Below are 23,566 nucleotides of genomic sequence, written 5' to 3'. Positions count from 1 at the left end.
GGAATGGTATAATGTCATTAGGTGTCGAAAGGCACCTTGTGACACAAATAAATTATTTGATGTTAGGTGTATTTATTCGCATTTAATCGTTATAAAGATATTCTAGAGTTTATGTATGGACTGACTTACAAAATTACAGGAACACGGAAAGGGATTGGTGGGGTATAATGGAAAAAATAAATGTTGATTTACAAAATTGTTTTGGAATTCAAGAAATGCATCATGAATTTGATTTTCATGGAGACAATATAATTGCTATATATGCACGAAATGGACTGATGAAAACCTCATTTGCTAAAACATTTCAAAAAATTCAGGCAAACAAGACAGATGATATATGTGATGCTATTTTCGGCGATGCTGGAAATATGACAGTTAAAATTGATGACAGAGATATAGTAAGTGATGATGTGTTTGTTATCAAATCTTTTGAGAGTTCTTATGAATCAGATATAACAACCCTTTTGGTAAAAGATACAATTAAGGAAAGACTAAGTGATGTTCTTAAGGCACGCGATAAATTATTTAAAGCCCTTGAAAAAACGTCAGGATTAAAGATAAAGAAAACAGCAGGTGGAAAAGCAACATATGAACTTGAGACAGCACTTATCGAGGATTTTGGATTTACAGAAACTAGTATTTTATTAAATTTGGATGCACTAATTGCAGAAGAAAGAGTGTTGTATTGTGGAAAGGTTTCTTACTCAACTATATTTGATGCAACTGTGATGAAAAAAATAAAATCTCATGAATTCCAAACACAAATTCAGGCTTTTATTTCAAGTAGTGACCGTGTATATGAATCGTTTGCATATTTGGAAAAGGGACAACTAACCTTACCTAAATTAAAAGATATTCGCAAATCACTGGAAAAAGATTGTTTCTTTGTTCGTAGCAATCAGTTGGTATTGGCTGGAACAGAGACTGTTAGTGATATGAATGAACTTGAGAATAAAATATCTGAAATTGAGACTGCTATTCGTCAAGTTCCTGAATTACAAGCAATAGAAAGTATGCTAAATGATGCTAAAGGAATGTCATTAAAAGATGAGATTGAGACACATCCAGAAATTGTTGAATTTTTGGCACTTGATAAGTTGCCTGTCCTTCGCAAAGCTTTATGGCTTTCATATATTAGTGATAATCAAAGATTATTTGATGATTTGTGTGAGAAATATGGTGCCCTTTCTGATGAAATTGATGCGGTAGATTTGGATGATACACCATGGAAACAGGCACTGGATATTTTTAATAAACGATTTAGCATACCTTATTCTATGGAAATTTCAAATCTTAAAGGTGCAATTATTGGTGAAAGTATTCCGCGAATTGAGTTTTCGTTCAAAAAAGGAGATAGAACAGTAAAAATTGACCGTGCAAAATTGGACGAGTTAGATACACTAAGTCAAGGAGAGAAGAGAGCCTTATATTTGCTGAATATTATCTTTGACATTGAACAAATTAGAAAGACACACAGAGAGAAATTGTTAATTATAGATGATATTGCTGATTCCTTCGACTATAAAAATAAATATGCTATTATTGAATATCTTTACGAATTGGCTCAGGAAGATCAGTTCTATCTATTGGTTCTTTCACATAATTTTGACTTTTATCGAACAGTATCAAGTCGATTAAACTTAAAAAGAGAGAATAAACTGACAGCCAATACTGATGGAATAATTATCTCTATTACACAAGAACATTATCAGAATCAGCCATTTGAACAGTGGAAGCAAAATCCAAACAAAAAAAATGTACTTGCACTAATTCCATTTGTTAGGAATCTTGTTGAGTTTGGACAGGATCGAAATGTTTCCCAAACAGGTGATGATTATTTGTTTCTTACTGCGTTGCTTCATGAAAAGTCAAATTCACATCAAATTACTTTTGGTCAGATACTTCCGTTATACCTTTCTTATGATGGAGTAACCGCATTTCATGAGGAAGTACAGTTAGGCGATTTAGTTTTAGGGTCATTATACAATGTTTGTGACGCAATAACCGCTACAGATACTCGGCTTGAAAATAAAATTGTTCTTGCTATGGCGATACGACATAAAGCAGAAGAATATATGATAAGGCAAATCAATCAGTACCAAGGACGAATGATATGGAGAAACGGGCGCCAAAATTGTTCAGGATCAAGTTCAGAGTTTTTAGTAGCAATGTCTAACATGACCAACCAAACGAGAGAATTACTAAATGGGTATAAGCAGTTTGGTGTGGACAATTCAGTTGCTATTCTTAATGAAGTTAATATTATGACTCCAGAGAATATTCACTTAAACTCATTTATGTATGAACCTATTTTGGATATGGATATCCTAGAATTACTAGACTTATATGACAGAATAAAAAGCTTGTAAGAAAAAATAGATTGACGGTCTAAAAGAAATTGAAAAAAATAAATTGGTTAAGGAGTTTAGATAATGAAAAACCACAAACTGATAGATGGTAGACTGCTTCAAACCAATAAGAAATTTTCAGCACTCAAAGAATCTCAAAAGACAAAAATTGCAGAGTGGGAATATGAAGCATATAAGGACTGTTATCTGAAATATAAGAAAGTGCCTGACAAACGCAGAGTAGATGAGATTCTGATTTCTGTATTTGAAAAGATAGAAGCCGCTGAAATCTGGATTCCAGAAGATGAGATATACAAGCATTATCAAAGCAGGCATAGCAAATTACTGAAGAGATTAAAGAAGGAATTCTCGGAAGATTTCCAAGATGAAAACGTAACCGAATAATTAATAATTATACATAGAGCATTCAAGCCAAAAACTTGTCTGCTCTCTTTTTTTTATCCAGATTGGAAAGAAGGTGAGACAATTGAAAATCAAAAAAGTAGATGACAAACCAATAATAATCCACGCAAAATCAAAGCCAAAGATTCATTCCCACGAAGTGAAGTCTACTGGGATTAAAGGTCACAATGTTTATTCTGTAAAAAGAAGTCCGAAGATTATGTCAGCCACTACTACAACGCAGACAATGGGAAAAGGGGCAGTTCGTAGAAGGGGCAAAACTACGTATCGGAAAAGCACGATTCATCAGAATCAGGAAAAACGTAGAGGACGAATCAATCAGCATAACAGAAATATCAAGGATGACAAGAAGACTATTAAGACAAAGAATTCCAGTATTAAGTTAGTGGGTGCAGTAGGTGCAAATGTAGCAGCAAATCAGATGGAAGGTGCAGATGAAATAAGAGATGCATCAATGATTGCTTATGGGGTTACAAGACCCATGACTGGAGCAGCTTCTAAAGGAGCAGAATTCTTTAGGCAGAAGTCATTGGCAGAGAAGAAGCGAAAGATTAAAAAAGTGGAGTCTGGTAGGAAGCTTTCGAGAAGGCAGATTAAAAAGACAACACAGAAGGTAGCAAAGAAAACAGCAAAGGACACTGCTAAGAAGGTAGCAAAAGAAACAGCAAAGAAAACAGCGAAAGTAGCTACAAAAGTTACAACGGATGTTGCTGTGACGGTAGCAGGAACTGCGGCAGTTGGACCACTTAGTCCATTGATTGGGATTGCTGCCGGAGAAGTTGTAGGAGCAAAGATAGATCATGATGATATGAAGCGTAATAGCCGAGTCCATAAAATCAAATTCTTTATAGATAAGATGAATTCCCAGGATAAACAGCAAGACAGTTTTTTTAAGCTTTTAAAAGACTTAGTTATGAATCGGGCTGCCATTCCATTAAAGAAAATGGCGCTTGCTGTGGGAGGATTCTTATTAACATTGATTTTGCTGATATCTGTTATAACGGTTCCAGTTGTTACAGTAGTTGCAACGATTTATAATTCCCCGTTTGCTCTATTCCTGCCACCGTTGGAAGAAGGTGATACGGTAATGAGTGTTACAACAGAATATGTTGCTAATTTCAACAGGGAGGTCAACACACTAGCCAATGAGCATAATGGATATGATAGTGGAGAAATCGTATATGTGGACTATGAAGGTACAGCTGCTAGTCCAAGCAATTATTACGATATCATGTGTGTCTATATGGTAAAGCATGGCATTGGTGATACTGCTACAATCATGAATGATATGTCAAAAGATTGGCTTCAGGATATAGTTAATGATATGTGTTCTTACACGACCAGTTCTCGAACAGAAACCCATGAGAATGAAGATGGAACAACAGATTCGGAAACAATTCTTTCTGTTAATGTTACGCTGAAAGATTATAGAGATATGATTACCGAATATAACTTTGATGAAGACCAGATAGAACTAATCAATGAAATGATGAGTCCAGAAAACCTTGCGATGATAGGTTATAGTGGTGGAGAATCTGGTGGAGGAAGTGGAGGTGGAAATAGCGTATCCTCTTTAACTAATACAGAAATTGAAGCAATCGTTAGTAGTATCGCTGATCCAACACAGAAGGAAACCGTAAGTTTTGCTTTAAGCAAAGTAGGGTATCCATATAGTCAGGCTTACAGAGATACAGGAAATTATTATGATTGCAGTTCGCTGGCTTACTACTCGTGGAAAACGGCTGGAGTCGATATTAGTTTTGGCGGTGCGACCACAGCTGCAGCAGAAGCACAGGGGCTTGATGAAGCAGGCAAGAGTATAACAGAAACAGATTTACAACCTGGAGATCTTATTTTCTATAGTTATACCACAAACGGAAGATATAAGAACATCAGTCATGTTGGAATTTATGCAGGGAATGGAAAGATGGTCGAGGCAAAGAATGAAGCAGAGGGTGTTGTATATGGAGATTTCCATAATGGAAGTGTTGTAATGTATGCAAGACCAAACAAATAAATAAGAATAGTAAATGAGACAGACCCAGTAAATAAGGTTCGGTCTTTTTTTGATTGGAGGAAAAATGAAGTTAGAAGATATCGTTCTTGTAAAAGAACATGTGAAAGGAAGGGTCATGAATTATCTATCCACATTAGATGATTATATGCTGATTCACACCGGATTAAAGACAGATTCCATTGTGATGAGCGGTCAAATTGCATTTGATCTGGCTAAGACCTTAACAGATGGGTGGAAATGGTCAATAGTAGAATTTTCAGAGTATAAAAGAACAGAAGCAAGATTTTGTACCAGTGAGGCGCAGCTAAGAGGATTTCTTGGTGGAAGATTTGATAATCCAGAACAAAAGACAGTCTTTGCTGAACAATTATGTAATGCTTATTGTTTGGATAAAGTAGCAAGACTTGGTATAAGACTGGATGGAAGCACCAATGGAAAAATCCAGTTTACCTATAAAGCTGTTGAAAGAAAATATGTGCAGGGAGATATTCTCCATAATTTTAACGGATCTGATTACAGGGTAATGGAAAAGTTCTCAGCAAGAAATCTATTGCTTATGGATGTAAATAAAGGAAACATGCTGGTGGCAATCGGTACTGGAACCTATACAAGATATCCAAAAGATGAAATACCTATGGAGGATAATCAGACAATTGCAATCGAATGGGATCATGGAGTTTATCTTGGAGCTACACCAAGCGGAATTGATTTTGGATTGCTTCGTGAGAAATACGGGGAAGTAAGAGAAGTTGAGAATTTGTCTGATTTTCGTACGCAACAGAGTGACATCTTTCTGTTCTATAAAAAGATAGCAGAAAGTCCACTGCTTGAAACTTCTGTCAAAGAGGCAGCAATGAATGCCATGTACGACATATTTATGACAGGCAGAGAAGAAGTCTTTAGAGAAAACTTAGACAGTGGAAAGTATGACCAAAGATTTCTTGGAACCGAGGATTTACACAAAGAAAAGGTGAGATAAATGCTAAAAGAATATGAGGTCGAAATCAAAGAGGTTTTGTCAAGGATTGAAAAAATCGAAGCAGGTTCTCTTGGAGAAGCCATTGATAAAGCAATGGAAAAGTATTATGCACAGGAAATCATTCTTGATGCCGAGGACATGAAAGATGTGGATTTTATTCCATATGAACAAAAACAACAATTAGGAAAAAGCAGATAGCGGAGGATAAAGAATATGAGTAAAGTAGTAGAAGAAAACGTAGTAAAGGATATGGCATTTTTAATTAAAACGCTGGAAAAGGAATGGGAAGTATCGAAGGAGAGTATTAAGACAGTTTTTATTTCAATGGATGAGGTGTCAAAGGTAAAATCTGATCTGTCTTTTATGATTCAGGTTAATACAGGTGTACTTAACAGTAATAATGGGATGACTTTTAAGGAGTGTATGATGATGAACAAAGAAAATTATGCACTTCTTAGAATCACAAAAAAGATAATTACCGCAACTGAAAAGGCAGAGAAGGATGAAACAGAGGAATTTGCCATTACTTTAGATAAAGAGGAAGCAAAGCTTTATAAGGAGTTGTTTGACAAGAAAAACTAGAACAGGAGGAGAATCGGATGAGCAATAAGTATGAAGCAAAAGCTATCTATGATGAGATGATTCATGATGTCACCACTTCTGAAAAGAAGTGGCAGGATGTTTGTCGACTCACCGGTCAGATATATAGATTTGAGTTTGATAACATCCTGATGGTGTATGGACAGCGCCCACAATCCACTATGATAGCCGATTATGATACTTGGAAAAAAGTAGAAAGATATGTCAAGCGTGGAAGTAAAGGCATAGCTATTTTTCCTTCAAGAGCATTAAATCCCCGAATGAGATATGTATTTGATATCAGCGATACGGGTGGAAAGAAACAGAAGCTCACATGGGATTTGGAGGGTGAAAACCTAAAGGATTATTTGGATTATCTGGTATCTGAAGGACAGATGGAGCAGTATGATGGAACAACACGAGAAGAATTACTAAATTCATTAAAATTATTTACAGGAACAAATGTTTGGGGTATAATAAGAACAGATTTTGAGGAAAGAATCTCAGAATTATCGCAGCTAGCTGGGAGTATGATAAAGGAACTCAATTATGAAACGTCAGGGCTGACCACAGATGACTTGGTATATCAAAGTGTTATGTATGCGGTTGGTACGAGATGCGGATTTGACTTATCTATGCAAGAACAGGATTTTAGTCAGATCGTAAAGATAACCGATGAGGAAGTCATTTACCGTCTTGGTTCCCTGGTATGCGATGTCTCCTGCAGCGTTCTTAGAGAATTTAGTAGAAACCTAAAAACGATTGAAAGCGAGAGGAGAATTGCATATGGCAGAATTAACAATGACGTATCACGAAGTAGACGGACTACTGTATCCGAATATTCAGATGCCGGAAGAGCAGGAAGTGAAATTAACGAATCTGGGGAAATACGGAATACTGGCGATGAATTATCTAAAAGAGAACGAACCAGCAAGGTACAAGACACTTTACCGGTTCGGGAAACTGGCAGAGAAAATGAACGAGGTGAACGAGGAAGCTTATCAACTGTTAGACCAGCTGATGAACGATTACCTGAAGAAACACAAACCAGAGAATCCGAACTCCACGATGGAGATGTGGAAACTGAGAGAACAGGCGAAGATGCAGGCAGAGGAAGTAGTCCTTCAGCAGATCGTAATGAAATTTCACTAGAAGCAGATGAAGAACTGAACAGAGAACTAAATGAAATCAATTCATTTGGAAATAGTAAGGAAGCCAATTACCATCAGGCTTCCTTTTTTGATGGGGATTTTGGGCTGAATACTAACGGATCGATGCATACACAAACTACCAAAATTTCAGCTACTAGACAAAAATATACTTATATTCAACCGAAGAAAGAGTTGGTTGTACCACATGAGTTTGTACGCCAAACCCTACTTCGTGGTACTGGCTTTGTAAATGGCATGAGTCGAGTGTGTAAGATATATCAGAATGAAATTGATGCAGGAACCAGAGCCAGACGTATTAAAAAGGAGTATGGTCAAGGTGGAGCAGGTTGGCCGATAGAGGGTTACGGTTTGCATGGTTATGATTCTTTCCATGCACAAGGACTTCGCCTCCAGTGGAGAGATGAGGAAGGTGAAAAAGAAGGCTATATTTCATGGGGGACAGTTGAAAAAGAAATAAGTGTTCTAATTATGACTGGAGAGTATCAGCCAGAGAGACAATCATTAGATGAAATTGCTATGGATGGTGACAGGGAAGATTATGTTGATATCGTTCACCGAGTAATAGATGCTACTGATGAACAGGAAGTCGTTGAGGTCGTGGATGCATTTGCGATTCCCGATGAACCTGAAAGCTATGAAAGTCATAGGAAGATCACAGAACAGAAAGCAGAGACAGAAACTTATGAAATGACACCAGAGGAACTTGCAGAAGAAGACCGTATGGTCACAATGGCTGAATATGGTGCGGAGATTGAAGCAGAAAATCGTGAATATGAAAAGCAGTATGAGGAGAGCCATAGTGATGAAAGACTGGAAGTAATTCCTACTGATTATGCAAACATAATTGCAGATATGGATGAAGATATGCGAGAGGCAATGGAAATTCTTGTGACAGAATGTAGCTGTTACATGCCTTTTAAACCATTTTTACAGGATATTGTAAATTCAGAGTATTTGCTCATTCCAAATAAATTAGAACTTTTGTCAGATATGGTCTTAGGAAGTAAAGAAGAGCAAAAAGGCTATAGCAACAACAAATATGGCTTAATTGAATACACCTTAAAGCCTTATGAGATTAAAATGAATTATAAGAACCGCTTTGGTGAAAGAGAAACAGTTGCAACAGGCTATAGAGAACTGTATGAAGTATTGTCCTATATGTCAAAGCAACCATTCTTCTGCGGAGCAGATCATAGACAACGGTATAATGAAATGATGGCAACTGAGGATAGAACAACCTTACAGCCAATATATCAGAGATTCCTTGATAAATGTGACAGCGCAAAACAGAATCGTGAGGAACAAGCACAAAGACGAGTTTCTACTGGTAATGAAAGTGCAGCAGAGAATCACATAGATGATGAAGTAACACATTCCGAGAAAAGTAACTTTCATTACAATTTGTGGGAACTTCAAAAAGGTGGAGCAAAGACAAGATACCAGTGGAATATAGAAGCAATTGGAGTGTTAAAGCAGGTGGAATCAGAACACAGACTGGCAAACAGAGAGGAACAGAAAATCTTATCAAAGTATGTTGGCTGGGGAGGTATTTCTCAAGTATTCGATGAAAATAATGAAAACTGGAAAAGGGAATATGTAGAGCTGAAAAGTCTTTTGACAGAAGATGAATATATTGCAGCTAGAGCTACTGTAAATAATGCATTTTATACTTCACCAGAAATTGCAAGTTGCATGAATCGGGCGTTACTCCAATTTGGTTTCCGAGGTGGAAATGTATTAGAACCAAGTATGGGAGTCGGAAACTTCTTTGGAAGCATGCCAACCCCTTTGCAGAATTGCAAATTATATGGTGTGGAACTAGATAGCATTTCCGGTAGAATTGCAAAGCAGCTGTATCAGAAAGCAGATATCAGTATTACTGGTTTTGAAAAGACCACCTTCCCAGATAATTTCTTTGACGTTGTGATTGGGAATGTACCATTTGGAGATTATAAGGTATTTGATCCGAAATACAATAAATTAAATCTTCGTATTCACGATTACTTTATTGCAAAAGCGATGGATCAGGTAAGACCAGGCGGTATTGTTGCGATTATTACGACGAAAGGAACGCTTGATAAAAGCAATGCTACCTTCCGTAAGTATTTGGCGGAGAGAGCGGAACTAATTGGTGCGGTAAGACTTCCTAATATGGCATTTAAAGAAAATGCAGGAACTGAAGTGACCAGCGATATTTTATTTTTACAAAAAAGAGAACGTAAGATTGATATTGAACCAGATTGGGTGCATTTGAGCTATACCCAGAATGGAATTGCGGTCAATTCTTATTTTGTAGAGCATCCAGATATGATGCTAGGACATATGGAATATGACACTAGAATTTACGGTCAGGATAGCAGATATACAGTCTGTGTAAATGATGCTGAAAACTTCAATATGTACGAAGAATTGAATAAAGCTATTCGTACAATATCTGCACAGATGACTGATTTTGAACATTTAGAAGAGTCAGAGGAAATAAGTGAAGATGCGATACCTGCAGATCCCGATGTGAGAAATTTCTCTTATACGTTTTATGAAGGAAAGTTATATTACAGAGAAAATTCCCATATGTACCGAAAAGAAGTAAATGCTACAGTAGAGGATAGGATTCGCTTGCTAGATGAAATTCGAAATAATACCAGACACTTGATCGATATTCAGACAGATGGTTGTAGTGAGGAAGAATTAGCAGAAGGACAAAAAACATTGAATGCAACCTACGATGCCTTTGTTGAAAAATATGGATGTATTACTGCACAGGCAAACAGCAGGGCATTCAGAGATGATTCTGACTACCCACTGTTATGCTCTTTAGAAGATGTAAATGAGGATGGGATTGTGAAGAAAGCAGACATGTTCTTTAAGCAAACCATCAAAGCCAGAATTCAGATTGAGAGAGTGGAAACAGCGGTAGAAGCGCTTAATGTATCAATCAATGAATATGGCGCAGTCAACATTCCCTATATGTTAAGTATTTATCAGCCTGATTTGTCAAAGCTGGTAGAGGAATTGGCAGCAAAAGGGAATGAACCGTCCTCGAATATTGCACTATCTGATGACGTAAAAGCAGAGTTAGAACGTGCGGTTATGCTTGAAGAATTACAGGGATTAATTTATCTGAATCCAAACCGTTATAACGAAAATAATCCAAACGCAGGTTGGGAGACAGCGGATGATTATCTGTCTGGAAATGTAAGAGAAAAGCTGCGTGTAGCAAAAGCTATGCGAGGAGCGAATCCAGAGTTATTCGTACAAAATATAAAGGCGTTGGAACAGGTGCAGCCAAAGGATATTGAAGCAAGTGAGATTGATGTAAGAATTGGAACCACATGGGTGGAGGCAGAAGACTATGAGCAGTTTATCTACGAACTTCTCAATACTCCGAGAAGGGAAAGAGCAGTACGAACTCAGTGGTACAATTCGGGAATACAGGTTCATTTGAATAAGCTGAGTATGGAATGGTTTATTGAAAATAAGTCAAGAGATAAACATTCTGTTGCAGCCACGAAAACTTATGGAACGAGCAGAGAGGATGCCTATTCAATTTTTGAGGATACGCTGAACCTAAAGACAGTTACCATTCGTGACAGAATTGATGATGGTGATGGAAAATATCACTATGTCGTGAATAAAAATGAAACGATGTTAGCAAGAGAAAAGCAGAACCAGATGAAAGAAGCATTTAAGGAATGGTTATTCCGAGATCCAGAGAGAAGAGCAAAGTATGTGGAGTATTATAATGAAACATTCAATAATATTCGCTTGCGGGAGTATGATGGTTCACAGTTACAGTTTCCAGGGATGAATCCAGAGATTGAATTACAGCCACATCAAAAGAATGCAGTAGCAAGAATCCTGATGGGAGGAAACACGTTACTGGCTCATTGTGTTGGGGCGGGTAAGAGTTTTGAAATGATGGCTGCTTGTATGGAGCAGAAAAGACTGGGACTTGCAGGTAAAACAATTATGGTGGTGCCAAAACCATTGATTGGACAGACGGCAAGTGAGTTCCTGCGCCTGTATCCGTCCGCTAATATATTAGTGGCAACAGAGCGTGATTTTGAAAAGAGTAGGAGAAAGCAGTTTGTCTCTAGAATTGCAACGGGAGATTATGACTGTATTATTATGTCGCATTCGCAGTTCGAGAAGATTCCTATCTCGGCAGAAAGAAAGGAGCGGATGTTGAACCAACAGATTGAGGAGATTGCCTATTCTATTGATGAAATGAAGTCACAGAACGGAGAACGATGGACTGTAAAGCAGATGGAGGCACAGAAGAAAAAGCTAGAGGAACAGTTGAAATCATTGGCAGATGAAAGTCGAAAAGATGATTTGATTACCTTTGAGGAGTTAGGTGTGGATTCAATTATGGTGGATGAAGCTCATAATTTTAAGAACCTTGCTATTTTTTCCAAGATGAATAATGTTTCCGGTATTAGCAGCTCAGGAGCGAAGAAATCTACAGATATGCAGTTGAAATGCCAGTATTTGAGTGAAATCAATGATGGCAGAGGAATTGTATTTGCAACAGGAACCCCGGTTTCAAACACTATGTGCGAACTGTATGTGATGCAGTTATATCTACAAAAAGAGGCACTAGAGCAGATGGGAATTTATCATTTTGACTCCTGGGCAGCAAACTTTGGTGAAGTAACAACAGCACTTGAACTTACCGTAGAAGGAAGCGGATTCCGATTCAAAAGCAGGTTTAATAAGTTTACGAATCTTCCAGAATTAATGAACATCTTTCGTGAAGTGGCAGATGTACAAACCAAAGATATGCTAAATCTGAAAGTGCCAACACTAAGGGATAATAAGTACACAATTGTGGAAAGTGAACCAGACTGGTATGTAAAACAGGTCATGGAGGATTTTGTAGTAAGGGCAGAGCGAATCCGTAATGATGGAATTGACCCATCAGAGGATAATTTCCTAAAGATCACACATGAGGCTAGACTGCTAGGTACTGATGCAAGGCTATTAGATGCAGATGCACCAAACAATACGGATGGAAAATTAAATAAGGTCGTAGAAAATGTATGCTACGAATATTTCAAAGCTGTCAACGAGAATAAAATCGGTTGTCAGCTTATTTTTTCGGATATTGGTACGCCTAAGAGTGGATGGTCAAGCCGTGACTTGAGTAAAGATTTTGATGTCTACAATTATGTTAAAGAGCAACTAATTTTTCGGGGAATTCCAGAAGAAGAAATAGCATTTATCCATGATGCTAAGACAGACGGGCAGAGGGATATCTTGTTTAAAGAAATGCGAACAGGTAAAAAGAAAATTCTAATCGGTTCTACAGATAAGTGCGGTACTGGTGTAAATGTACAGACACATCTTGTTGCGATGCATCATATCGACTGTCCTTGGAAGCCTTCTGCTATTGAACAACGAGAAGGCAGAGGTATCCGTCAGGGAAATGAAAATTCCGAGGTGGCAATTTATCGTTATGTTACAAAAGGAACTTTTGATGCGTATTCATGGTCATTAGTGGAAAATAAGCAGCGATTTATCAGTCAGGTTATGACAAGCAAATCTGTATCCAGAACTTGTGAGGATATTGATGAAGCAACTTTGTCATATGCAGAAATTAAAGCAGTTGCAACTGGCAATCCATTGATTCGTGAAAAGATGGAATTAGATAATGAGGTACAACGTTTGAAGTTACTAAAAGCTTCTTATGACAATCAGCATTATTCGTTGCAGGATAATTATATGATCCGCTATCCAAAGCTGATTAAGGCAGCACAAGAGAAACTGTGCTGTGTAAAGGAAGATATCAAGCTGAGAGATGCAGAACTAATTCAGAATCCGGATTTTTCTATTACGATAGGTAGAGCAAGTTTTGAGGAGCGTGTGGATGGTGGAACCGTTATGTTAGAAGCAATTAGTAAGTGCAAGACAGGTGAAATCAATCCTATTGGTCAGTTTCATCAGTTTGAGTTGCTGGTAGAAAAGAACTTCATGGGCACAAATTATTTGGTGCTTCGTGGAAAGACAGACTACAAAGCGGAACTGTCAACTAGCCCAGTTGGAAATATGGTGAAATTAGAAAATTTATTTAGTGGAATTCATGAGAATGAAGAGTTTTTACTGAAGAAGATTGACCAGTATCAGAATGATTTGGATGCCTCAAAGTCAGAGTACGAGAAGCCATTTGCTTATGAAACAGAATTGAAAGAAAAGCTGGCGCGTCAATATGAATTGAATGCACAGCTAAATCTGGAAAATGGGAAAGTGGAAGATGTGGACTTAAGTGCGACAAAAGAAGAATTGGACGAGGGCAATATAGAAAAGTCTGAAAATGATAAATATGTTGCTGAAGCAAAAACTGCTTATCAAACCAACGTGGATGATAGGAGCAGATGATGGATAGGGAAGGACGTGAGGAGTAATGGAGAAAGTGTATCGCTTGTTCGAAGTGGAAGAAGTGATTGCAGAGATGGATTTATCAGATATTGATGATGATATAGCTGAAACAGATGAAGAGTATCAAATTGTTATCAGTGGATGGTGGGTGCATATTCCAGAATTAAATCTAAATCTGCATGAGGGGGTTGTATGTACTTGGGAAGAAGAATCACAAATGTTCATGCCTAATTTTGCTGTCACGGTAGTATATGAAGCTAGTGCAGAACATCAGCACTATATCTACTTTGAACAGGACGGAATGGTCATTACCTTAGCTAATTGGCTGAATGGTCGTGTCCCTTTGGATGTAATTGAGCAGATGCGTTGTAGCATCTGCAAAGAGTAGTGAAGTGGATGGTAGGCATCCACTTTTGATTTTGGTGTATGCACGGAGCATACGGAAAGTGAGTAGTAAATGAAATATTCAATTCATGTAAATGAAGTAAAAACAAAGGAAGGCAATATCAAAGGATTTGCCACAGTAGTCTTTGGTGATTCATTTAAGATTACCAATATTGCAATCTTAGAAAATCCTGAAAGACATCAGTTATTTGTATCTATGCCTAGATATCGTTCCAGTGAAAGAGATGAGAATGGCGGTGTTATTTTTAAGGATGTCTGCAATCCCATCACCAAGGAATTTCGTGAGGAACTGTACGATAACATCCTTGAAGCTTATGAGCATGTAATAAATCAGGGAAAAGAGCAAGGACAGATTGAAAAAACACAGTCTGAAATGCCAGAGTTTTCAGTAAAGGTTACACCATTTGAAAGAGATGGTAGCAATGTATGTGGTCTTGCACGTATTTATTTCGATAATCAATTTATTGTAAATAATGTAAGTATCCTTCAGGGGAAAGATAAGCTGTTTGTTGCAATGCCGGCTTATAAGACAAAGCAGATAGACGAACAAGGCAAAGCGATTTATCAGGACGTGTGTTATCCAGTAACAAAGGAGTTTCGTGAAAAACTTTATGGAGAGGTAATGAAAACATATGAGGAAGAAAAGGAAAAGAAGCAGGAAGAGCAAAAAGAAACAAAAAATGATTTGCAGAAAGAGAAAGAAAAGTCAGGACAGTTTCAGAGTTTGCCTGATAGAGAGACACCGTTTCGATAGTAAATAATGTAGATGAAAGAGTCAGGGATTATCTCTGGCTCTTTCGAATTTGGAGGAAAAGACAATATGAGGAAAAGAGAATTTCAAAGAGCAGCTGTTTTTGCGATTATTCCAGTGATTGTAGAGTACACGAAAGAAGAAGGCAAAAGACTAACATTAAGTGTGACATCTAAGTTTTATGACACATTTATTAATCATCGATTCAGTGGAGGAATGTTACAAATCAACCTATATCAAAAAGGTGAAATAACATATAAGGTCTGGGACTGTATTGGAATATGCCGCAAGGAATATGTGAAATATTATGTTTATAACGAGAATGATAATCATGAACAGATTTTAGCTAAATTTGTTGAGGATTTCAGCAGGTTTTTAAAAGATTTGTATTCGATGGGGGATGTGCATGACTTCTCCGATATGTTTGATTTCACAGTGGAAGGAGATCCGAATAATTCGCTGGAAAAATATGAGAAGTTCATCAGAGTGATGCGTGGAGAAGAAACAGGGGATGAGGAGGCGTAAGCTATGGATATAGAAAAATCATTAACACAGGATGAAATGATAAAAGAATTAATAGGTCTGTTAAAAGCAAATCAAATGGGCGATAAAGCGAATGACTTATATGAAACACAAAGTGAAAAAAACAAGATAGAAAAGTTTCCACGTACGGATAAATGTGAAAAATTACTCAAGACATCAAGATGAGCCTATCGGGCCACGTTGAGAGTATAATTTTGATGACGTATTGTGGTTCAGGGGGCGAAAAGTAGAAGTTGACCACAACATATAGTGGTTCAAGAGTGATTTTGGAGCAAAAAATGAGCGAAAAAACACCGTTTTTTGACCCCTATTTTTGGGGTGCTTTATAGATGACATAGGGTAAAAAGAGTGATGACATTATAAAGGTGGAAAAATTGATGGCTCAGAAAGAGGGAGAAATAATCCTCTGGGATGATAAGAATTTTATATAATCTAATGTAGTGGTAGTTGTTTTGAAACAGCTACCACTATAGTTTTTTAATAGTTTGAAATTTTATTTCAAACTATTATAGAACCTACAATATTTGTGTTTTTAAAATAGGTTTGTATAGAAATCACCCTTTTATGGTATTAATGTCGTAATAGATGGTTTTGAGATATTTCAAATAATATAAAAAATACTTGAATAAATGCTCATATAACTATTGACATATGAGAAAAACAATAATATAATAAATACACAACGTATGAATGCTTGCTCAAGCATTCATATGAAATGATTTAAAAAGAGGTGATAATATGACTGAAAAATTTATTTCAATTGAAAGATGTGACTGCAATGTAATTCATGAGGATATTGTAAATCAAGTTAGAGATAAAATGCCTCAAGAAGAAAGCCTTTATGATCTAGCAGAATTATTTAAAGTATTTGGAGATTCAACACGAATCAGGATATTATGGGCTTTACATGAAGCTGAAATGTGTGTTTGTGATATCGCTGTATTACTTAACATGACACAATCAGCAATTTCCCATCAGCTGAGAGTCTTAAAACAAGCTAATTTAGTGAAAAACAGAAAAGAAGGCAAAGTAGTATATTATTCATTAGTTGATGATCATGTAAGAGAAATATTTGACCAAGGTCTAATTCATATCAACGAGAAGTAGTAATGCGGTATAATAGAATATTTTTTGAAGATATTTGGGCAGATATTTAAGTCTTCATATCAAATGAGCAATGTTTCAAGAAAATTTGAAAAAGACTTGTAGTATTCAAAATAAAATTACAAATAATATTTAGGAGGATTTAATAATGAAAAAGAAATTTATACTTGAAGGTTTGGATTGTGCAAATTGCGCGGCAAAAATGGAAAAGGCTATTAATGAGCTTGATGGAGTGAAAGAAGCTACTGTTAACTTTATGACCACAAAACTCGTTATTGATGGTGAGGATGAAAAAATGCCAACAATAATAGAAGAGGCCGAAAAAATAATTAAAAAAATTGAACCCGATACAACTATGAAAAAGGCTTAAAGGAGGCTATTTAGTATGACAAAACGACTATGGCGAATAATTATTGGTGCAGCCTTGTTAGCTACAGCAGTATTGCTTAATTTAAATAACGAATGGTTACAGATTGCTCTCTTTATAATAAGTTACATTATTGTAGGTGGAGATGTTGTAAAAAGAGCTGTAAAAAATATTTTTAAAGGTCAAGTTTTCGATGAAAACTTTTTAATGAGTATTGCAACAATTGGTGCATTTTTTATTGGTGAGTATCCTGAAGGTGTTGCAGTTATGCTGTTTTATCAAGTTGGAGAACTGTTTCAAAGCTATGCAGTTGGCAAGTCGAGAAAGTCAATTGCAAGCCTTATGGATATTCGACCAGATTATGCAAATGTTAAAAAAGGCGATGAACTTGTCAAAGTTGACCCAGATGAAGTACAAATTGGAGATATTATTGTAATTAAAGCAGGAGAAAAAATTCCTCTTGATGGCAAGGTAATAGAGGGAAGTTCAATGATTGACACATCAGCACTTACTGGTGAATCTGTTCCTCGTGAAGTAGAAGTAGGAAGTGATATCCTGAGTGGTTGCATCAATATTAATGGAGTTATTACAGCAGAGGTTACCAAGGAATTTGGAGAATCTACTGTAAGCAAAATTCTTGATTTAGTTGAAAATGCAAGTAGTAAAAAATCCAATTCAGAACAATTTATTACTAAGTTTGCGAGATATTATACACCAGTTGTGGTTATAATTGCAGTTTTTCTAGCTATTATACCGCCTCTTGTTATAGACGGGGCGACTTTTAGTGATTGGATATATAGAGCACTAGCATTCCTTGTGGTATCCTGTCCGTGTGCTTTAGTTATTTCAATTCCTTTGAGTTTCTTCGGTGGAATAGGTGGAGCTTCAAAAAAAGGTATTTTAGTTAAAGGTAGTAACTACCTTGAAGCATTGGCTCAAACAGAGATTGTTGTTTTTGATAAAACAGGTACACTAACGAAAGGTGTATTTAATGTACAGGAAATTCATCCAGAAGGGGTTTCCAAAGAAGAGCTACTTGAATTAACTGCATATGTGGAGAGCTATTCCAATCATCCAATTTCACTTTCACTGAAACGTGCATATGGCAAAGAAATAGACAATGGACGTATTTCAGATGTAGAAGAGATATCAGGTCATGGTGTTATTGCAACAGTAGATGGCAAAAAGGTTATGGCAGGAAATATCAAACTTATGAAAATGATGGATATCCCTTATTTCAAGGGAGAGCTGATTGGTACTGCTGTACATGTTGCTGTTAATAATAAATATATAGGTTACATTGTAATTGCCGATGAGGTAAAGGAAGATTCAGCACAAGCAATCAAGGAACTTAAGGCAGCTAATATTAAGCAAACAGTTATGTTGACAGGTGATAATAAAAGTGTTGGTTCAAAAGTTGCTAAAGAGCTTGGTCTTGATAAGGTTTATGCAGAACTATTGCCAGCAGACAAAGTTGAAAAACTAGAAGAATTATTTTCACAAAAATCCACAAAAGGTAAACTCGCCTTTGTCGGTGACGGAATCAATGATGCACCTGTATTAGCTCGTGCAGATATTGGAATAGCAATGGGTGGTTTAGGTTCTGATGCAGCCATTGAAGCTGCTGATATTGTAATTATGACTGATGAGCCATCGAAAATTGCTACTGCAATGAAGATTTCTAAAAAGACATTAAAAATTGCAAATCAAAACATAGTATTTGCAATTGGAATAAAGATAATTGTTCTTATTTTGAGTGCTTTTGGAATAGCTACTATGTGGGCAGCTATATTTGCAGATGTAGGTGTAACTATCATTGCAGTATTAAATGCTTTTAGAGCTTTGAATGTAAAGAAGCTATAAACTATTTTTCCTATTCACCCCTTGAATGATACCGATAATTGACGATACAATCAAGGGGTATTTTTTAATTTAAAAACTATAAATGAAAATTGGTTGGGATTTACCTTGAATTAAATGGTTTTAAAGATATGGAGGTTATGTAATTGAAAGTTATTGATGAATGTTGCTGTGAATGTATCACACAAAATTTAAATAGAACAAAGGAGAGTTGCCCTGTCTGTAATAATGAAGGAGTAACAGTTAGTAGGATAACCGTTGAACACTTGGTGACAGATGATTATCGTAATGCCGTTGATGGAGATCAATATAAGATATGCATGAATGAGGACTGCGACGTTATTTACTATAACTTAGATAAAGAAATAAAATTCTTAAAAGACCAAGTTAGGGTTCCTATCTGGTTTAAGAAAGATGCAGATCCTAAGTATGCTTGTTATTGCAGCAAAGTCACAGAAGATCAGGTAATTGAAGCAGTTGTAAAGCATGGTGCGAAAACCGTTAAAGAAGTAAATGCCATAACTGGAGCAATGAAAAATTCGCTTTGTAAGGAAAACAATCCTTTGGGGGTATGTTGTCATAAGATTATTCAGGAAGCCATTGATAAGGGATTAACCATGAAATGATTTGAGTTGATATGTTCTCACGAACAGACAAAACCGTTGATATCTTCCCACAAACGAGAGCCAATGTTGGATATGTTTCCAACTACGAGTGTGGATATGTTCCCCTTAACCATAGGAAACCTTGTACCGTTCGGTTAATGGGGAACTTGAGAATGCAGAAGCAGTGAACGGATTACTAAAACATATAAACGACAGTAAAGGATTTACTGAATTTGACGCAGAGGCATTTGAAGTACACGTCGACCACATTATAGTTTACAGTAGAAGTGAAATAGGCTTTATGCTCAAGTGCGGATTAAATCTTAAGGAAAGGTTGTGAGAGGATGAGCCATATTCCATATGGATACAGAATTGAAAACGGTAAAGCTGTCATTGATGAAGAAAAAGCAGAGCAAGTAAGGAAGCTCTATAAAGGATATCTTTCTGGACTTGCCTACATGCCTGCCGCAGAAGCCGTTGGACTTAAGCTTTACCACACAAGTGCAAAGAAAATGCTGCAAAATAAATATTACCTTGGAGACAATTATTATCCGGCTATTATAGATAAAGAGACCTTTGATGCAGCAGAAGCCGAGCGTGTTAAAAGACAGACTAAGCTTGGGAGAGTATTTGATAAGAAACCAGACAAAGTGAGCCAGGTTGCTACAGGTTTTAAAATGCCAAAGGTACAAATCAAATATGAGGACCCTTTTATACAGGCAGAATACGTATACAGCTTGATAGAAAGTGAGGTGAATGAATGATTTCCTTAGCTAAAAATGTTACGGTTATTCCAGCGAAGAAAATTATCGGTACTCAGAAACCAACCGAAAAAGTTCAGAAGACACGAGTAGCTGCTTATTGCCGAGTTTCTACCGACAGTGATGAACAGGAAAGCAGCTACGATACACAGATTGAGCATTATACCACCTATATTAAAAGTCATCCAGAGTGGACACTAGCGGGGATTTATGCCGATGACGGTATCTCCGGAATGAATACGAAGAAGCGTGATGAATTCCAGAGAATGATTAACGATTGCAACGACGGCAAGATAGATATGATCATCACCAAGTCCATAAGCCGATTTGCAAGAAATACGGTTGATTGCCTGAATTACACGAGAGCCCTTAAGAACAAGAATATCGGTGTTTATTTCGAGAAAGAAAACATCAATACGCTCGATGCCAAGGGTGAAGTTCTTATGACAATTATGGCTTCTCTTGCACAGCAAGAAAGCGAGTCATTATCAGCTAACGTTCGTTTGGGCTTACAGTTCCGATATCAACAAGGGAAAGTTCAGGTCAACCACAACTGGTTCCTGGGATATACCAAAGACGAAGATGGTCACCTTATCATTGATCCAGAGCAAGCCGAAGTAGTAAAGCGCATTTATAGGGAGTACCTTGAAGGCAAGAGCTTCTTACAGATAAAAAGGTCTCTTGAGGCCGATGAAATACGAAATGGTGCAGGAAATAAAAAATGGCATGAAAGCAATATAAGGCAGATACTTACGAACGAGAAGTACATCGGGGACGCATTGCTTCAGAAGACTTATACAGTGGATATACTCGATAAGAAGCGAGAAGCCAATAAGGGTCAGGTTCCTAAATATTATGTAGAAGACAGTCATGAAGCTATTATTCCAAAGGATATCTTCTTAAAGGTACAGGAGGAAATTGCTAGAAGGGCAAATCTTACTAACGGGACAACAAAACGCAAACGTATCTATAGCGGGCGATACGCCTTATCCGGTATGGTATTCTGCGCACACTGCAGCGATATCTTCCGCAGGATTAAATGGAACAATCGAGGGTGTAAGTCCACCGTTTGGCGCTGCGTTAGCAGGGTTGAAAAAGATGGTCCTGATTGCCCGGCAAGAACAGTTCACGAAGAATTGATCCATGAGGTGGTTATCAAGGCCATAAACGAAGCGTTCCGCGAAAAGGAGACAATCCTTCCGCTTTTGCGAGAGAATATCGAGAGTAGCTTAGAGGAGATCAACCTTAGTCAGATTGCAACAATTGATGATCAGATGAAATCAATGCAGCAGGAGCTACTGGCAACGGTCAATTCAAAGAATACCGGTGATGAGCTAGGTATGGAGATTAGAAGGCTGCGTGATGAGAAGCAGGCCCTTCAAAATGAGCAGGCATTAAGACAGGATCTGAAAACTAGAATTGATGAGATGATGCGTTTCCTTAATGACCTGCCTTGCGAGCTTACTGATTACGAAGAAGAATATGTGAGGACACTCTTGGAAAGGATTACAGTTTACGATGATCACATCATTGTTGAATTTAAATCAGGCATTGAAATACAAATAGACAAAGAGGTATAGAATATTGAGCTGACCGCCAATAGAGGGAACCATATCACAACACCCTTTGGCGGTTTTTCCATTTTTAAACGTTGATTATATCATTTCGTTGTGTTATAATAATTGATACAAATAAGGATTTAGGAGGAACCGAAACTATGACAGCCTCAATGCGTTTAAGATAAGCTGGCAATAAAAAAGGCAGAATCTATCCCCGATGATAGGCTTTTTTGTTGTACTTATTTATACGATATTGAGCATTCGTTAGTTACGGTGAGGATATAGATTATTTAACTATACCTTAATTTAACTATGTCTAAATATGAATGCTTCTAATTGTATGTAAGCAGACCAAAAGCCACATTGTGGATTTAGGCCTGCATTTTTTATTGCCTAGAATGATATCCAAAGTAGAAATTCAAGCAAAATAATATGCAGGAGAAAATATAAATGGAAAAATACAACAACTGGAAACTTAAGTTTTTTACAATATGGGCAGGACAGGCAGTATCTTTAATCACTAGTGCCATCCTGCAAATGGCGATTATTTTTTACCTTACAGAAAAAACAGGATCTGCTATGGTCTTGTCTATGGCTTCACTAGTAGGTTTTTTGCCCTATGCAGTCTTTGGACCTGCCATTGGTGTATTAGTGGATCGTCATGACAGGAAAAAGATAATGATAGGTGCTGATTTAATTATTGCAGCAGCTGGGGCAATGCTAGCTATTGTTGCATTGTATATGGAATTACCCGTATGGATGGTTATGGTAGTATTGTTTATCCGTAGCATTGGAACGGCTTTTCATTCTCCGGCTCTCAATGCGGTTACGCCACTTTTAGTACCAGAAGAACAGCTTACGAAATGTGCAGGTTATAGTCAGTCTGTGCAGTCAATAAGCTATATTATTAGTCCGGCGGCTGCAGCATTGTTATACTCCGTTTGGGAATTAAATGCAATTATTGCTATCGATGTATTAGGCGCTGTGATTGCATCTATTACGGTAGCCATTGTAAGTATTCCTAAGCTGGGAGAACAAGTGCAAAGTTTGAAACCAAATTTCTTAAGAGAAATGAAAGAAGGAATCGTCGCACTGAGACAAAATAAAGGATTATTTGCCTTATTACTCTTAGGAACGCTATATACGTTTGTGTATATGCCAATTAATGCACTGTTTCCTTTAATTAGCATGGAATACTTTAATGGAAAACCTGTGCATATTTCAATTACCGAAATCGCTTTTGCATCTGGAATGCTAGTAGGCGGTCTAATATTAGGAAGGTTGGGTAATTTTGAAAAGCGTGTATTACTAATAACTGGTTCATTCTTTATAATGGGGGCCAGTTTAGTCGTTTCAGGATTACTTCCTCCAAGTGGATTTGTTATATTTGTAGCTTGCTGTGCAGTAATGGGGCTTTCGGTGCCATTTTATAGCGGTGTGCAAACAGCTCTTTTTCAGGAGAAGATTAAGCCTGAATATTTAGGACGTGTATTTTCTTTGACCGGAAGTATTATGTCATTTGCTATGCCAATTGGATTAATTCTTTCTGGATTCTTTGCTGATAGAATTGGTGTAAATCATTGGTTTTTACTATCAGGTATTTTAATTATTGGCATTGCTATAGTGTGCCCCATGATAACAGAGGTTAGAAAATTAGATTTAAAATAAAATAATATTGGAGGGATATTTATGTATCTTATTTTCATGTAATTCTT

The 23,566-nt window shown here is 37.0% G+C and carries 18 protein-coding genes; all 18 read left to right on the top strand.

Going from position 1 to position 23,566, the window contains the following annotated elements:
* The first annotated feature begins 167 nt into the window (after positions 1–167).
* The 18 genes from BUB90_RS07165 (at position 168) to mef(A) (ending at position 23,519) form a co-directional block, all read left to right on the top strand.
* The gene (locus BUB90_RS07165; protein ID WP_073285263.1) at positions 168–2,369 is read left to right on the top strand and encodes an ATP-binding protein; all 2,202 of its coding nucleotides are present in this window, start codon (positions 168–170) and stop codon (positions 2,367–2,369) included.
* Between the two features lie 63 nt (positions 2,370–2,432).
* The gene (locus BUB90_RS07160; protein ID WP_073285260.1) at positions 2,433–2,753 is read left to right on the top strand and encodes a hypothetical protein; all 321 of its coding nucleotides are present in this window, start codon (positions 2,433–2,435) and stop codon (positions 2,751–2,753) included.
* Positions 2,754–2,826: 73 nt separating this feature from the next.
* Positions 2,827–4,788 carry a C40 family peptidase gene (locus tag BUB90_RS07155; protein WP_170865452.1) on the top strand — a complete coding sequence of 654 codons (1,962 nt, stop codon included), beginning with the start codon at positions 2,827–2,829 and terminating at the stop codon, positions 4,786–4,788.
* 64 nt (positions 4,789–4,852) lie between these two features.
* Positions 4,853–5,767 (top strand): hypothetical protein, encoded by a 915-nt coding sequence (locus tag BUB90_RS07150; protein ID WP_073285257.1) that lies wholly within the window; start codon positions 4,853–4,855, stop codon positions 5,765–5,767.
* Positions 5,768–5,965 carry a DpnD/PcfM family protein gene (locus BUB90_RS07145; protein ID WP_073285252.1) on the top strand — a complete coding sequence of 66 codons (198 nt, stop codon included), beginning with the start codon at positions 5,768–5,770 and terminating at the stop codon, positions 5,963–5,965.
* Positions 5,966–5,980: 15 nt separating this feature from the next.
* The gene (locus tag BUB90_RS07140) at positions 5,981–6,349 is read left to right on the top strand and encodes a hypothetical protein (protein ID WP_073285248.1); all 369 of its coding nucleotides are present in this window, start codon (positions 5,981–5,983) and stop codon (positions 6,347–6,349) included.
* 17 nt (positions 6,350–6,366) lie between these two features.
* Entirely contained in the window at positions 6,367–13,896 is a 7,530-nt protein-coding gene (locus BUB90_RS24230) for a helicase-related protein (protein ID WP_073285244.1), read from the top strand.
* Between the two features lie 25 nt (positions 13,897–13,921).
* Entirely contained in the window at positions 13,922–14,284 is a 363-nt protein-coding gene (locus BUB90_RS07130) for a hypothetical protein (protein ID WP_073285241.1), read from the top strand.
* Between the two features lie 69 nt (positions 14,285–14,353).
* Entirely contained in the window at positions 14,354–15,055 is a 702-nt protein-coding gene (locus tag BUB90_RS07125) for a SpoVG family protein (RefSeq protein WP_073285238.1), read from the top strand.
* Between the two features lie 66 nt (positions 15,056–15,121).
* On the top strand, positions 15,122–15,577 hold the full coding sequence (locus BUB90_RS07120) for a hypothetical protein (protein ID WP_073285235.1): 456 nt from the start codon (positions 15,122–15,124) through the stop codon (positions 15,575–15,577).
* A gap of 3 nt (positions 15,578–15,580) precedes the next feature.
* Positions 15,581–15,760, top strand: a complete 180-nt coding sequence (locus BUB90_RS07115; RefSeq protein ID WP_073285230.1) for a hypothetical protein — start codon at positions 15,581–15,583, stop codon at positions 15,758–15,760.
* Between the two features lie 573 nt (positions 15,761–16,333).
* Complete coding sequence (locus BUB90_RS07110; RefSeq protein ID WP_073285227.1) at positions 16,334–16,702, top strand: ArsR/SmtB family transcription factor; 369 nt, start codon at positions 16,334–16,336, stop codon at positions 16,700–16,702.
* A 145-nt stretch (positions 16,703–16,847) separates the two neighbouring features.
* Positions 16,848–17,069, top strand: coding sequence for a cation transporter (locus tag BUB90_RS23790; protein ID WP_026478195.1), 222 nt, complete (start codon positions 16,848–16,850; stop codon positions 17,067–17,069).
* A gap of 15 nt (positions 17,070–17,084) precedes the next feature.
* Positions 17,085–18,929, top strand: coding sequence for a heavy metal translocating P-type ATPase (locus BUB90_RS07105; protein WP_066084863.1), 1,845 nt, complete (start codon positions 17,085–17,087; stop codon positions 18,927–18,929).
* Between the two features lie 152 nt (positions 18,930–19,081).
* Positions 19,082–19,552 (top strand): Csac_0668 family 2Fe-2S cluster-binding (seleno)protein, encoded by a 471-nt coding sequence (locus BUB90_RS07100; RefSeq protein ID WP_442871520.1) that lies wholly within the window; start codon positions 19,082–19,084, stop codon positions 19,550–19,552.
* Between the two features lie 323 nt (positions 19,553–19,875).
* On the top strand, positions 19,876–20,295 hold the full coding sequence (locus tag BUB90_RS07090; protein ID WP_073285220.1) for a serine integrase family protein: 420 nt from the start codon (positions 19,876–19,878) through the stop codon (positions 20,293–20,295).
* Positions 20,292–21,872 carry a recombinase family protein gene (locus BUB90_RS07085; RefSeq protein WP_139241718.1) on the top strand — a complete coding sequence of 527 codons (1,581 nt, stop codon included), beginning with the start codon at positions 20,292–20,294 and terminating at the stop codon, positions 21,870–21,872. The genes BUB90_RS07090 and BUB90_RS07085 overlap by 4 nt, the downstream gene beginning before the upstream one ends.
* Before the next feature lie 429 nt (positions 21,873–22,301).
* Entirely contained in the window at positions 22,302–23,519 is a 1,218-nt protein-coding gene (gene mef(A) / locus BUB90_RS07080) for a macrolide efflux MFS transporter Mef(A) (RefSeq protein WP_073285216.1), read from the top strand.
* Positions 23,520–23,566 lie beyond the last annotated feature (47 nt).

The organism is Anaerosporobacter mobilis DSM 15930, from assembly GCF_900142955.1.
In the GTDB taxonomy this organism is placed as follows: Bacteria; Bacillota; Clostridia; order Lachnospirales; family Lachnospiraceae; genus Anaerosporobacter; species Anaerosporobacter mobilis.
This window is presented reverse-complemented; position numbering and strand designations above follow the sequence as displayed.